Source organism: Microbacterium sp. NPDC076911 (genome assembly GCF_040687125.1).
Lineage (GTDB): Bacteria > Actinomycetota > Actinomycetes > Actinomycetales > Microbacteriaceae > Microbacterium.
On record NZ_JBFBMP010000003.1, the window covers coordinates 23,146 to 36,157 of the forward strand.

Consider the following 13,012-nt stretch of genomic DNA (forward strand, 5'->3'; position numbering starts at 1 on the left):
TGCCGTCGCTTTCTCAGTAGGCGACATAAAGAATGTCGCTGGTCGCTCGTTCGCCGTCGTTTGACGGCTGATTGATCACTTCTGAGTTGAAGTACATGGTTGAAGACCCGCCACCGTCGAGGTTGTAGGCGGTTTCTGCGCCGAGTCCGGTCATGATCTCGGCAAGCTCGGTGAGCGTTGCTCCGCGGCTGTAGCCGGGGTCGCGTCCATCGACGACGACGAACACGTAGTGGTTGTCGTCGAGGACGCCCACGGCAGTGCGTGGCTGCTCACCTTGGATGGAGTGGTTGCCGACGTTGGTGTCGATCTCGACGTCTTCGATGCCATCCACGACGTCACCGTCTTCGACGATTGCGGGCCCGAACGACAGTGTGTTCCACACGCCCGCGTCAAGCAGCTCCTGCGCAGTCGTGGTGGTTTCGTCATATACCTCGACGTGCCCATCGGTATAGAAAGCCAAACCCTCGCGCGCGCCCTCATCACGGTAGGCAACCCCGTTGCGCACCACGATCCCGGTGTCACGAAATCCGTAGTAATCGCCGTTGATGGCCAAGACAGCGTCATGCTCTTCGGCGATCTCGCTCGTCGTTTCGATGATGTTCTCACCGAACTGGTCTTTTGCGAACGCCGATCGCAGCTGGGTCGCATCCGATACGACGACGTCGGCAACGTAATAAGTCAGTGTGTCGTCACCCGAACCGGTGACGACCGTCGAGATCGTGATCTCAGAGTCACCGTCGGTGTACGAGGTGTCGGTGAGCACCGCGGACTCGCTGTCGCTGACATCGGCAACCGCTTCGGTGTCTACCGTGGAGTTTTCCGCTTCGTACGCCGAGACATCCGCAATCTCAACGTGCTCGATGAGAAAGCGATCCGCTGCCCACGCGACGGTGCCACCCACGCTGAGGACAACGACCAGGCCCCCAGCGACGAGCCCGTTGCGCAACCGCTTGCGTTGCGGCGCGCGGCGCTGGCGCCGTGTGCTGTGAACGGTATCGGTTGAAGTATCCATGCTTCATGGATACGCACCGGCCCTATGCCGTTTCTCGCAGCAGCTTGTGGATTCTCAGTGAGCCTTCCCGCTCAGCGCATCGACGGCAATCGAGATGCCACCTCGTCAAGCACCGCTCGATCGCCCGCATACAGACCGTGTGCACGGGGCCAATGAGTGACAACGTCGGTGAACCCGCGCTGCGCGGCTCGGCCGACGGCATCTTCGAAGGCTGCGACGCTAGAGAGGCTGTAGCGCGGGTCGGAATCCAGCAGCAACGTGCGCTGAATGCTCGCCGGGTCTCTGCCGGCGGTGACACACGCGTCGTCGAGGCGACGCGACAAATCACCCACGTGCGCCCACCACGCGTCGTCGTCTTCGATGGTGCCGGCTGTTGTGACCCAGCCGTCACCGGCGCGCGCGGCAAACGCAAGCGCCTTGGGTCCCTCTGCGGCGAGATGCAACGGCATCCGTGGCAGCTGTGCAGGCGCACCCACCATGCGCGCATCGACGGCGGAGTACCAGGTGCCGTCGCGCGAGAAGCCTGAAGCCGATGACTCGCTTTGCTCGAACCGCAGCAGCTCGTCGAGCATTTCGGTGAACTCGATGAAACGCGCGAGCCGATCGCGCGGCGTCAACTGCGCCCCGCCCAGTACGCGAGCGTCAAAACCCGTGCCACCCGACCCCAGCCCGAGCAGCAGGCGTCCGCTCGCGATCTGGTCGACGGTGGCGATGTCTTTCGCGAACGGCACCGGATGCCGATAGTTGGGCGATGCCACAAACGTGCCCAGCTTGATGCGCTCGGTGACCATAGCGGCAGCCGTCAGCGTGGGGATAGTCGCGTGCCAGCGCTCGCTGGCAAGCCCACGCCACGAGAGATGGTCGTAGGTCCACGCGTGGTCGAAGCCGTACTCTTCAGCGCCACGCCACAGCGCCGCCGCGGCCGGCCAGTCCTCTTGCGGCAAGATGCAGATTCCGAAGCGCATCCTCGGAGTCTAGAGGTCCCCTCTCACACGAATCATCGCCGCGGCATCCAGTTTCCGAATCTTTGAAACTGTGGCCCAAAACGACTCGTGCAATGGCAGGATGGGCCTCACCCGGCAACGTCGTCGGACCCGCAATGTCGCGGTGAGCAAGCGAAGGAGATGCCTCGTGTTCGAGAGCCCCCTGTCTGAAGTCAGCATTCCCGATGAGAGCGTGTTCGACTACCTGTTCGGCTCTCTGACCGACGACGAGGCGGCGACGACCGCGCTGGTTGATCCGGCGACCGGCGCTGAGACCAGCTACGGTGCACTGCGCGAGCAGATTGTGGCGTTCGCCGGCGCAATCGCCGCGCGCGGCGTTGCGCCAGGCACCGTTGTCGCACTGCTGTGCCCCAACGTGCCCGCGTTCGCCACCGTGTTCCATGGCATTCTGCGCGCTGGCGCGACGGTAACCACCATCAACTCCCTGTACACGGCTGGTGAGATTGAGAAGCAGCTGAAAGATGCCGAGGCTACTTGGCTGATCACCGTCAGTCCGCTGCTCGTGGGTGCCAAGCAGGCGGCCGCGGCGGCTGGCATCGCCAATGAGAACCTCATCGTGCTTGACGGCGCAGACGGCCACCCCGACCTGCGCGAACTTCTCACCTCGGGCGCGGCCGCTCCACAAGTCAACATCGACGCGGCGACCCAAGTCGCGGTGCTGCCCTACTCGTCGGGAACGACCGGCATTCCGAAGGGCGTGATGCTCACCCACCGCAACCTGGTGGCCAATGTGCAGCAGTGCCGCTCGGGCATCGATCTGCAAGCGAGCGATCGGGTGTTGGCCGTGCTGCCGTTCTTCCACATTTATGGCATGACGGTGCTGCTCAATCTCGCGTTGCGCCAGCGCGCCAGTCTCGTCACGATGCCCAAGTTCGACCTGGTCGAGTTTCTCACCAACATTCAGAAGTACTCGTGCACCTACCTCTACATCGCGCCGCCGATCGCGGTCGCGCTGGCGAAACATCCCGTCGTCGATCAGTTCGACATCTCGAGCGTGCACACCATCTTCTCGGGCGCGGCTCCTCTCGACGGTGACACCGCGAATGCTGCGGGCCGCCGCATTGGTGCGCGCATGATGCAGGGCTATGGCATGAGTGAGCTCAGCCCCGTCTCACACGCCATGCCGTCGGACCGCGATGACATTCCGGTCAGTTCGGTGGGAGTGCTGTTGCCCAACCAGCAGTGCAAGCTCGTCGACACAGAGAGCGGAAACGAGATCACCGAGTTCGAGTCCGACGGCAAGACGCTGCCGGGCGAGATCTGGGTGAAGGGCCCGAACGTGATGCTCGGCTATCTCAACAAGCCGGATGCCACCGCGGAGATGCTCGACTCCGACGGGTTCTTGCACACCGGAGATATCGGGGTGTACCACGAGGGCGGCTACTTCTCGATTGTCGACCGGGTGAAGGAGCTCATCAAGTACAAGGGCTACCAGATCGCGCCTGCTGAGCTTGAGGCGCTGCTGCTCGGGCACCCCAAGGTGATGGATGCTGCGGTGATCGGTGTACTCGACGATGACAAGCAGGAGATTCCGAAGGCATTCATTGTCGCGGCGCCAGAGTCGGGGCTGACCGAAGACGAGGTGATGGCGTTCGTTGCCGAGAACGTCGCCCCGCACAAGAAGATTCGTCGGGTCGAGTTCATCGAAACGGTTCCGAAGTCGACGGCCGGCAAGATTCTGCGCAAAGACCTGCGCGCCCGCGAAACGGCGAGCGCCTAGCCGCGACGGGCGGAATGAGCGATCACGTGGCGGGCCATTCGTCCGCCACTTTTCGCGTTCACCCCGCGTGATGCCAGACAGCGTCGGCGACGTCAGGCTCTTCGACGGTGCGGCCGTGGAGCACCTGGAGAGCCATGCGCACCTCTTCGAGGCGGCCCTCGACAGCAAGCTCACGAATGCGCACCGACGGCGAGTGCAACAGCACACCGGCGAAGTGACGCAGCGCAGATTCGACCTCTTCGCTTGCGCCCCGCTTATGCGCGCGGGCGATCTCGTTGTCGAGAACTCCCAGCACCTCTTGGCGCAGAGCGGTGATTGCCGGACCCGCCAAACGGTCGGCGGTGAACTCCGTGGCGGCGTCGCCCACGAGCGCCCGAGCGTCGTCGTGAGCGCGGAACTGCTCGAGCGGGGCGTGCAGGCGGATGGTCTCAAGGTCGAGCAGGTCGACACCGTCTACCTGGCCGACGTCGGGATCGACGTTGCGGGGCAGACCGAGGTCGATGACCAGCACGCGCCTGCCCGGCACGAATGCGTCAGCGTGCACAACAGCATCTGTGGTGCAGGTGATGACGATGTCGGCGAGCGCCGCTGCCTCGGCGAAGTCTTCACGCGGGGCGAGCGCGTAGCGAGCGGCGAAGGCAGCGGCCCGTCCGCTCGGCGAGAACACCCCGATGTTGATTGCGCCGCGTGCGCGCACCGCGTCGACAGTCACTGCCGCGTACTTTCCGGTGCCGACGACGAGCACGTTTGCCTGCGACCAGTCCGCGACCCGTGTAGAGGCCATTTCGAGCGCGAGACGCACCAGCGAACGGTGCTTGCCGCGCAAGCCGATGCGGTTTCTTACGCCGCGGCTGGTGTGCGTGGCCTTCTGGAACAGGCTTTCGAGTTCGCCGCTCGTGGTGCCTTCTTCACGCGCGGCATCGAGTGCGCGGCGCACCTGACCCGAGATCTCGTCTTCGCCGACGACGATCGATTCGAGCCCGCTGGTCACGGCGAAAAGGTGCGCGACAGCGTCTGACCCGTGGTGAACCTCAAGCGAGGCGCGAAGGTGGTCAACGGGAATGTCGCTGGCCGTGGCCATAGCGTCAACAACCGACTCGACCGCGACCACGTCGGCGCCCGTGAGCGGTTCTTCGATGTCGAGGTAGGCCTCGAAACGGTTGCACGTGGCGAGCACGACGGCACCCGCGACAAAAAGCTCGTCGTCGACGAGCGCGCGAGTAGCTTGGGGCGCCCCGATTGAGAGACGTTCCAAAATGTCTAGGCTCGCGTTGCGATGATTCGCGGTAAGACAAAGGAGCACAAGCATAATGTTAACCCTGTGTCTCTTCATTCTGCCCATCCCGCCGTAGTTCGTCGCAATACTCCCCCGTCATTGATTCGAGCGTTCCGCGGCGAACGCCCCGAGGTGACTCCGGTGTGGTTCATGCGCCAAGCAGGCCGATCGCTGCCGGAGTATCGGGAGTTGCGCGTGGGCACCGACATGCTCGATGCCTGCCTGACTCCCGAGCTCGCGAGCGAGATCACCCTGCAGCCGGTGCGCCGTCACGGAGTTGACGCCGGCATCTTCTTCAGCGACATCGTCATTCCGGTGCGCCTCGCAGGAGTCGGGGTGCAGATCGTAGCCGGGCGCGGTCCCGTGCTAGAGCACGCTGTTCGCAGCGCTGCCGACGTGGCCAATCTTCCTCCGCTTGATCCCACCGCTCTGGATCCGATTCGCGAGGCGGTCGCGCTCACCGTGGCCCAACTGGGTGACACCCCGCTCATTGGTTTCGCCGGTGCGCCGTACACCCTCGCGTCTTACCTCGTCGAGGGCGGTCCCTCTAAAGAGCAGCTCATCACACGCTCGATGATGCACTCCGACCCCGAATCATGGGCAGCGCTGCTGACCTGGTGCGCCCAGATCACGGGCGTATTCCTGGCCGCTCAGATTGAAGCGGGCGCGTCGGCGGGGCAGCTCTTCGACTCGTGGGCGGGTTCGCTGAGCGTTGCTGACTACACCGAGCGTGTGGCGCCGTATTCGTCACTCGCACTCGAACCGGTGCGCGCCCTTGACGTGCCTCTCGTGCACTTCGGCGTCGGAACGGGACCCTTGCTGCCCGCTATGAAAGCCGTCGGCGTCGACGTGATGGGAGTCGACTGGCGCGTGCCTCTCGACGATGCTTCTCAGCGTCTGGGGGGCGACGTGCCACTGCAGGGAAACATCGACCCGGCCCTGCTGACGGCGCCTTGGTCGGTGCTTGAGGCACACGTGCGCGACGTGCTCGATCGCGGCCGCGCCGCCCCGGCCCACGTCGTGAACCTCGGTCACGGCGTGCCGCCCGACACTGACCCGACTGTGCTGACGCGCATTGTGGAGTTCGTTCACTCGTATGAGTGAGTTCTCGGTCGTCGGCGGTGGCGTTGCGGGTCTCGTCGCGGCCCGCCGGCTGGCCGCGCTGGGTGCGACCGTCACCGTGTGCGAAGCCTCCGATCGTCTGGGCGGCACCGTGTCTGCGCACGAGGTCGGCGGCATCAGACTCGATGCGGGAGCGGAAAGCTTCGCGGTGCGAGGGGGCGCCGTCAGCGCGCTGGCCCACGAACTCGGGCTCGCCGACGACATCGTGTCACCGCGCCCAGGCCCGGCGTGGCTGCAACGCGCAAATGACACCGCGATTCCGCTTCCGGCGACGAGCCTGTTGGGTGTTCCCGGCGACCTACTTGCCGATGACGTGGTCTCGATCATTGGGATGGATGCTGCCACCCGCGCCGCTGCACTCGATCAGGCCGATATGCAATCCCCCCGCGCTGACATGGCGCTGGGACGGCTCGTCCGTGAGCGCATGGGCGATGCCGTGTTGACGGGGCTAGTGGCACCAGTGGTGCGAGGCGTTCACTCGATTCACCCCGACGACCTTCCGATCGATCGCGCGCACCCACGCCTTCGCGACGCGCTCGCTGATACCGGTTCGCTGGCCGCAGCAGTCACACAACTGCGCGCCGCGGCGCCGCCCGGGTCAGCGGTCGCGGGAATCCGCGGCGGCATCAACCGTCTGGTCACAGCGCTCACCGACGATCTCACCGCGCGTGGCGTGCAAATCGTGCTCAACCACCGGGTGACCGATCTCGTTTCACTGCCGGGCAGAGTGATCGTCGCATCGCCGGGCTTTTCGGCCACAGACGTTGCGAGGCCTGGTACGGCCGGGCGAGAGGTCACGCTCATCACGCTCGTCGTTGATCAGCCCGAGCTCGACGCTGCACCGAGGGGCAGCGGCCTGCTCGTCGCCGACGGCGCTGATGTGTCTGCGCGCGCTCTCACCCACGCAACAGCGAAATGGGAATGGCTGCAAAAAGCTGCGGCCGGGCGCCACGTGCTACGGCTTTCTTTCGACGCCCCACCCCCCGACGGAGTGGACACTGCGCGCCGCGACGCTGAGTCACTGCTGGGCGTCGCGATCCCCGACATCATCGACTCTGCCGTCGTCACCTGGACTCGTCCCATGCCGGCGACAGCGCCCGCTGGCATGACCGTGGTGGGCGAAACGGTCGCGGGTTCTGGGCTCGCCGGAATCGTCGCGCATGCAGAGCGCACTGCGTGCCAGATGATTCCGGCTCGCGGTTAGCCAGATGGTCAAATAGCGGCGAGGATAGATGCATGAGCAATGCGTCTGACCCGGCTGTCACCCCCGCAGCCACTGAAACCATCGGCTACACCCTCTGGGCAGTGTTTGCCCGAGATGGCGCCCACGCCGCACTCGAGAACGACCTTGCCGCGGCGGTCGCCGAGGTCGAAGCAATGGGCGTCACCGTGCGCGGTTGGTACGACGTGTCGGGCCTTCGTGCCGATGCCGATCTGATGGTGTGGCTGCACGGCGCCGAGCCCGAGGTATTGCAGTCCGCGCTTCGCATCCTGCGCAGGGCGCAGCCCCTCTCGTCGCTGCTGCCGGTGTGGAACGCCATGGGCGTGCACCGTGACGCTGAGTTCACGGCCAGCCACCTACCGGCGTTCATGCGCGGCAAAGACCCCGAAGCGTGGGTCACCGTCTACCCGTTCGTGCGCTCGTACGACTGGTACATCTTGCCCGACGACGAGCGGCGCGCAATGCTCGCCGACCATGGGCGCAAGGGTTCGGAGTACCGCCAGGTGCTCGCCAACACCGTTGCGTCTTTCGCTCTCGGCGACTACGAGTGGATTCTCGCCCTGGAAGCTCCTGAACTCGTCGATCTGGTCGATCTCATGCGCCACCTGCGCCAGACCGAAGCACGACGCCACGTGCGCGAGGAGGTGCCCTTCTTCACGGGCCGTCGCATCAGCATCCCAGAGATCAACGAGGTGCTTTCTTGAGCGCCGTTGTACTGCGAATCGGCACCCGAGGCAGCGCGCTCGCGCTTACGCAGACCGGAATGGTCGCCGACGATCTCAGCGCCGCCACCGGAGCGAAGACCGAACTGGTGACCATCACCACCGCGGGCGACCGCTCGAAAGAGCCGCTGTCTCGCGCGGGCGGGGTCGGGCTGTTCACCGGCGCACTGCGCGATGCTCTTCTTGCGGGCGAGTGCGACCTCATCGTGCACTCGCTGAAAGATCTGCCCACCGCCCCGCACGACCAGTTGACGATCGCCGCGATCACCACGCGCGTTGACCCCCGCGACGCCGTGTGCGCGCGCGACGGTCTCACCCTCGACACGCTGCCGCAGGGTGCGCGCGTCGGAACCGGCTCACCACGCCGCATGGCCCAACTCAAAGCAAAACGTCCCGACCTCGAGGTGATCGACATTCGCGGCAACGTCGATACCCGCCTTGCCCGGGTCACCGAAGGCGACCTTGATGCCGTTGTTCTGGCCGCCGCAGGGCTCGAGCGTCTCGGCCGCAAAGAGGTCATCACCGAATATCTCGACGCCGACGCGTGGCCGACCGCTCCCGGTCAGGGTGCGCTGGCAGTTGAGGTGCGAAACGGCGAAGAGCACCTCGTGGAGGCTCTCGATCACCCCGAGACCCGCGCTGCTGTGGAAGCGGAACGCTACGTTCTTGCGGCCCTCGAAGCCGGGTGCTCAGCGCCCGTGGGTGCGCGCGCTGTCGTCGACGCTGGGCTGCTGCTGCTCTCGGTCAGTGTGTACAGCCTCGACGGCGCCACCGTGCTCACCTCGTCGCACGGCGCCGTCTGGCCCGATGAATCAGCATCCCGTGATGTCGCCGATGGTGTGGCCCACGAGCTTCTCGCCGCGGGCGCAGCGGAGCTGACGGGAGCATCGTCATGATCGAACGTCCTCGTCGGCTGCGTTCAAGCCCCGCGATGCGGCGGCTGGTGAGCGAAACACGCCTGCACCCGGCTGACCTCGTGTTGCCGATGTTTGTGCGCGAGGGCGCGAGCGAGCCCGTCGCGATCTCGTCGATGCCGGGTGTCGTGCAGCACACCACCGAGTCGCTGCGCCCGGCGATCGCCGAGGCTGCCGCCGCTGGTGTGGGCGGAATCATGCTGTTCGGGGTTCCCGAGCACAAAGATGCCACCGGTTCTGGTGCGACCGACCCGAACGGAATTTTGAACGTCGCCACGAGAATTGCGGTCGCCGAAGCCGGTGACGCGCTCGTCGTGCAGACCGATCTGTGCCTCGACGAGTTCACCGATCACGGTCACTGCGGAGTGCTCGACGCGAGTGGGTACGTCGACAACGATGCCACCAACCAGCGCTACCGCGAGATGGCGGTGGCACAGGCCGAGGCCGGCTCGCAGCTGCTCGGCCTGAGCGGAATGATGGACGGTCAGGTCGCCGAAGTACGCGATGAATTGGATGCCGCCGGCTACGCCAATCTCGCTCTGCTCGGCTACGCCGCCAAGTACGCCTCCGCCTTCTATGGACCCTTCCGTGAGGCCGTGCAGTCGTCTCTCGAAGGCGACCGCCGCAGTTACCAGCTTGACCCCGGGAACCGTCGCGAAGGACTGCGCGAGATCGATCTTGATGTGGCCGAAGGCGCTGACATCGTGATGGTGAAGCCCGCGATGAGCTACCTCGATGTGTTGGCCGACGCGGCCGCATCCAGCCCGGTGCCCGTGTGGGCATATCAAGTCTCTGGCGAGTACGCGATGATCGAGGCCGCCGCGGCAAACGGCTGGATTGATCGGCGCCGTGCGATTGAAGAATCGGTGGTGAGCATCCGCCGTGCGGGTGCCGATGCAGTGTTGACCTATTGGGCAGTGGAACTAGCGGGATGGATCCGATGAGCACGAACGCGACAGAATTTGATCGCGCTCGCGCGGCTATGCCGGGCGGAGTGAACTCCCCCGTGCGCGCCTTCGGCTCTGTGGGCACGACGCCACGCTTCTTTGTTTCAGCGTCGGGGCCTCGCGTCACCGACGTCGAAGGACGCGACTATGTCGACCTGGTGGGCTCGTGGGGTCCTGCGATTCTCGGGCACGCACACCCCGCCGTGGTGAAGGCAGTTCAGGATGCTGCGACCCTCGGCCTGGGCTTCGGGGCGTCGACTCCGGGCGAGACGGAACTGGCTGAGCTCGTTGAAGCGCGCATCGCGCGTGACTGCATGCGCCCGATTGAGAAGCTTCGCCTCGTGTCGACAGGCACCGAGGCAACGATGACCGCGATTCGTCTTGCGCGCGGCGCCACGGGTCGGGATCTGATCGTCAAATTCGCCGGCCACTATCACGGTCACTCGGACGGCCTGCTGGCCGAAGCAGGTTCGGGAGTGGCAACACTCGCGATGCCGGGCTCTGCGGGCGTGCCCGCGCCCATCGCCGCTCAGACACTCGTCGTGCCCTACAACGACCTCGACGCGCTGCGTGAGGTCTTCGCAGCTCGCGGTGATGACATTGCCGCGATCATCGTCGAGGCGGCACCCGCGAACATGGGCATTGTGCCGCCCGCGCTCGGTTTCAATGCGCAGATCGCTGACCTTGCGCACGAGAACGGCTCGCTGCTCATTCTCGACGAGGTGCTTACGGGATTCCGCGTCGGCCCTGCCGGCTGGTACGGCATTGATCCGGTGTCGTTCACCCCCGACCTCATCACGTTCGGCAAGGTGATCGGCGGCGGACTCCCCCTCGCAGCTCTGGGTGGGTCTGCGGCGATCATGGATTTGCTCGCTCCCCTCGGCCCGGTGTACCAGGCGGGCACGCTCAGCGGCAATCCGCTGGCCGTGGCCGCAGGGCTTGCGACGTTGCAGCACCTCGACGCGAGCGCGTACGAACGAATCGACGCGGCATCTCACACGATCGCTGATGCGGCAGCATCCGCCCTCGCCGCCGAAGGCGTCGCCCACGTGGTGCAACGCTCAGGCAACCTGTTCTCGATTCAGTTCACCGACACGGCGCCAACTGACTACGACACCGTGAAGGCACAAGACGCGTTCCGCTACCCACCGTTCTTCCGAGCGATGCTCGAACAGGGCGTCTCGCTGCCGCCGTCGGTGTTCGAGGCGTGGTTTGCCTCAGCCGCCCACGACGACACCGCGGTGGGTCAAATCATCGACGCACTTCCCGCTGCCGCGAAGGCCGCGGCCGCCGCTACCGTCTGAGCAACGCCGAGCCACCAGCACATGAATAAAGCCTCCGCCATGCGGAGGCTTTATTCATTCGGTGGACCTGAGGGGACTCGAACCCCTGACCCCCTCGATGCGAACGAGGTGCGCTACCAGCTGCGCCACAGGCCCTGAACCTCAAGAAGATTATCACGCTCGCATGAGGCCTTGAATCCGTTCGGACGCTATTGCCCCGCCGCGCGCTTGCTCAGCAAATCACGCACGTGAGCCTCAATCTCAGCGTCGTCCACGTAGCCCATCCGCGAGTATTCGCTCGGCGCGTGGGCGGCATGAGCAGTGCGGGCGACAGCAATCGACGGTGGCCGCTGCGCCTCTGCGCGCTGGCGAAGATCTTCTTCGAGCGCGGCTTGCTTCAGCGCGGTGCGTGCCGCCTCAGCATCGAGCATTGATGCCGCCTGCGAACCCGCAGAGGCGGTCAGCGGCCTAGGCATGGTGCGCGGTGCCCACTGACGCTGCGGAGCGGTCTCAAGCGCAACATCTTGCAATGACACGGCGGGGCGCGCGGCAGCATCCATGGTTCGGGTGACTTCGCGAGCGCCCACGCGAGACATCCGCTGCAGCAAGAGTGCTGCGGTGCCGGCGAGTGAGAGACCTGCCCAAAGGAGCAACTGCGAGCCGGTCATCACGACCTGAACCGCACCCCACGCGGCAACTCCGACCGCCACGAGGCTGATCGACGTCAGTGCAAGGCGAAAACGTCGACGTGCACGCGCTTGCCGGGCACGAGGAGTCTGCGATGCGGCAATACGCTGCAGACGAGCTTCTTCAAGTTCGATCCTGGCCTGTTCGAGCGCCGACTGCTCACGCTGAGCAGACGCACGCTTGGCCAATCGCTGCTGAGCGGCCGCCGTGCGAGCGTTGAGTTCGAGACGTACTTCTTCGGGCGTCTCGCTGGTCTCGGCGAGAATGCGCAATGCCTGGTTCAGCCGCACTGCGTTGCGCTCCGCCGCGTCGTATTGACGGCGACCGTACCAAGACGGCACCAGGTAGACGAGCCACAAGAGCACGGCAACGAGAACGATGACTCCTCCGCCTAATACCTGCCCACCCATGATCTAAACCGTAGGCGACGGCGCAGCGTAGTCGTGGCAACCTGGCGCGTGTCGTTTTAAGGCTGCACCAGGTCTGAAGGCGGTATGGCTGCCACGTCCTGCGGCACCTGGCCTGAAACCCATCGATTGAGCACCCCACCAGGCACATCTTCACGCACCAGCGCAAAGCAGTAGTGGTCGCGCCAGTCGCCGTTGATGTGAATGAATCGCCGCCGCAGCCCCTCATAGCGGAAGCCCAACTTTTCGACCACGCGCAGACTGGCCACGTTCTCGGGGCGGATGCAGATCTCCATGCGGTGCAGGCGCATCTCGTTGAAGCAAATGTCGGTCGCCATCGCGACGGCGGCCGGTGTGATGCCCTTGCCCGCGAATCTCTGACTCACCCAGTAGCCAATCGTCGCTGAGCTAAGCGAACCGCGAGCGATGCCCCATACGTTCAGCTGGCCGGCGATTTCCCCGTTGTGCTCCATGACAAAGGGGATGCCTGAGCCTTCACGGTACTGCTGCAGCAGGCGCTTTACGCCCAGGCGCATGTCGAACGACACTGCCCCGTCGGGATTGGTTGCTTCCCACGGACGCAACCACTGTCGGTTCGACAGCAGCTCTTGCTGCAGCACGCGGGCATCACGCGAGCGAACCAGGCGAATCGAGACTGGTCCGTGAGCGCGGGGTGCTGTCAGATCCACAACGACC

At 65.1% G+C, this 13,012-nt stretch carries 12 protein-coding genes and 1 tRNA gene; 7 read left to right on the forward strand and 6 right to left on the reverse strand.

Features of this window, described 5'->3' with window-relative positions; translation table 11 throughout:
* Positions 1–13: 13 nt before the first annotated feature.
* Both AB0O81_RS04855 and AB0O81_RS04860 read right to left on the reverse strand, forming a co-directional pair.
* Entirely contained in the window at positions 14–1,012 is a 999-nt protein-coding gene (locus AB0O81_RS04855) for a phosphodiester glycosidase family protein (RefSeq protein WP_363581843.1), read from the reverse strand.
* Between the two features lie 71 nt (positions 1,013–1,083).
* On the reverse strand, positions 1,084–1,977 hold the full coding sequence (locus AB0O81_RS04860) for an LLM class flavin-dependent oxidoreductase (protein WP_363581845.1): 894 nt from the start codon (positions 1,975–1,977) through the stop codon (positions 1,084–1,086).
* Between the two features lie 166 nt (positions 1,978–2,143).
* Between AB0O81_RS04860 and AB0O81_RS04865 the strand changes: the two genes are divergently transcribed.
* Positions 2,144–3,736: an AMP-binding protein gene (locus AB0O81_RS04865; RefSeq protein WP_363581847.1), complete on the forward strand. Its 1,593-nt coding sequence runs from the start codon at positions 2,144–2,146 to the stop codon at positions 3,734–3,736.
* A 58-nt stretch (positions 3,737–3,794) separates the two neighbouring features.
* Here AB0O81_RS04865 and AB0O81_RS04870 read toward each other — a convergent pair whose 3' ends face one another.
* On the reverse strand, positions 3,795–5,078 hold the full coding sequence (locus AB0O81_RS04870) for a glutamyl-tRNA reductase (protein ID WP_363581849.1): 1,284 nt from the start codon (positions 5,076–5,078) through the stop codon (positions 3,795–3,797).
* Here AB0O81_RS04870 and hemE point away from each other — a divergent pair.
* Genes hemE through hemL form a run of 6 tightly spaced genes read left to right on the forward strand, consistent with a single transcriptional unit; the run spans position 5,058 to position 11,243 of the window.
* A complete protein-coding gene (hemE, locus tag AB0O81_RS04875; protein WP_363581851.1) occupies positions 5,058–6,116 on the forward strand; it encodes a uroporphyrinogen decarboxylase in 1,059 nt (352 codons plus the stop codon). The genes AB0O81_RS04870 and hemE overlap by 21 nt on opposite strands.
* The gene (locus AB0O81_RS04880) at positions 6,109–7,338 is read left to right on the forward strand and encodes an FAD-dependent oxidoreductase (protein WP_363581853.1); all 1,230 of its coding nucleotides are present in this window, start codon (positions 6,109–6,111) and stop codon (positions 7,336–7,338) included. The genes hemE and AB0O81_RS04880 overlap by 8 nt, the downstream gene beginning before the upstream one ends.
* A 32-nt stretch (positions 7,339–7,370) precedes the next feature.
* Positions 7,371–8,060 (forward strand): hydrogen peroxide-dependent heme synthase, encoded by a 690-nt coding sequence (gene hemQ, locus AB0O81_RS04885; RefSeq protein WP_363581855.1) that lies wholly within the window; start codon positions 7,371–7,373, stop codon positions 8,058–8,060.
* On the forward strand, positions 8,057–8,974 hold the full coding sequence (gene hemC, locus AB0O81_RS04890; RefSeq protein ID WP_363581857.1) for a hydroxymethylbilane synthase: 918 nt from the start codon (positions 8,057–8,059) through the stop codon (positions 8,972–8,974). The genes hemQ and hemC overlap by 4 nt, the downstream gene beginning before the upstream one ends.
* Positions 8,971–9,936, forward strand: a complete 966-nt coding sequence (gene hemB, locus AB0O81_RS04895; protein WP_363581859.1) for a porphobilinogen synthase — start codon at positions 8,971–8,973, stop codon at positions 9,934–9,936. Before hemC ends, hemB begins: the two co-directional genes overlap by 4 nt.
* Entirely contained in the window at positions 9,933–11,243 is a 1,311-nt protein-coding gene (gene hemL / locus AB0O81_RS04900) for a glutamate-1-semialdehyde 2,1-aminomutase (protein WP_363581861.1), read from the forward strand. The genes hemB and hemL overlap by 4 nt, the downstream gene beginning before the upstream one ends.
* A gap of 62 nt (positions 11,244–11,305) precedes the next feature.
* Here the strand turns inward: hemL and AB0O81_RS04905 are convergent.
* The 3 genes from AB0O81_RS04905 to AB0O81_RS04915 all read right to left on the reverse strand — a co-directional run bounded on the left by AB0O81_RS04905 (position 11,306) and on the right by AB0O81_RS04915 (position 13,005).
* Positions 11,306–11,378: transfer RNA gene (locus AB0O81_RS04905), tRNA-Ala, on the reverse strand.
* 53 nt (positions 11,379–11,431) lie between these two features.
* Positions 11,432–12,319, reverse strand: coding sequence for a large exoprotein (locus AB0O81_RS04910; protein ID WP_363581863.1), 888 nt, complete (start codon positions 12,317–12,319; stop codon positions 11,432–11,434).
* 56 nt (positions 12,320–12,375) lie between these two features.
* A complete protein-coding gene (locus AB0O81_RS04915) occupies positions 12,376–13,005 on the reverse strand; it encodes a GNAT family protein (RefSeq protein ID WP_363581865.1) in 630 nt (209 codons plus the stop codon).
* Positions 13,006–13,012 lie beyond the last annotated feature (7 nt).

Excerpts from the sequence above, each read along its gene's own strand:
- AB0O81_RS04855 (WP_363581843.1), bottom strand. The coding sequence starts at position 1,012 with ATGGATACTTCAACCGATACCGTTCACAGCACACGGCGCCAGCGCCGC.
- AB0O81_RS04860 (WP_363581845.1), bottom strand. The coding sequence starts at position 1,977 with ATGCGCTTCGGAATCTGCATCTTGCCGCAAGAGGACTGGCCGGCCGCG.
- AB0O81_RS04870 (WP_363581849.1), bottom strand. The coding sequence starts at position 5,078 with ATGGGCAGAATGAAGAGACACAGGGTTAACATTATGCTTGTGCTCCTT.
- AB0O81_RS04880 (WP_363581853.1), top strand. The coding sequence starts at position 6,109 with ATGAGTGAGTTCTCGGTCGTCGGCGGTGGCGTTGCGGGTCTCGTCGCG.
- hemQ (WP_363581855.1), top strand. The coding sequence starts at position 7,371 with ATGAGCAATGCGTCTGACCCGGCTGTCACCCCCGCAGCCACTGAAACC.
- hemB (WP_363581859.1), top strand. The coding sequence starts at position 8,971 with ATGATCGAACGTCCTCGTCGGCTGCGTTCAAGCCCCGCGATGCGGCGG.
- hemL (WP_363581861.1), top strand. The coding sequence starts at position 9,933 with ATGAGCACGAACGCGACAGAATTTGATCGCGCTCGCGCGGCTATGCCG.
- AB0O81_RS04910 (WP_363581863.1), bottom strand. The coding sequence starts at position 12,319 with ATGGGTGGGCAGGTATTAGGCGGAGGAGTCATCGTTCTCGTTGCCGTG.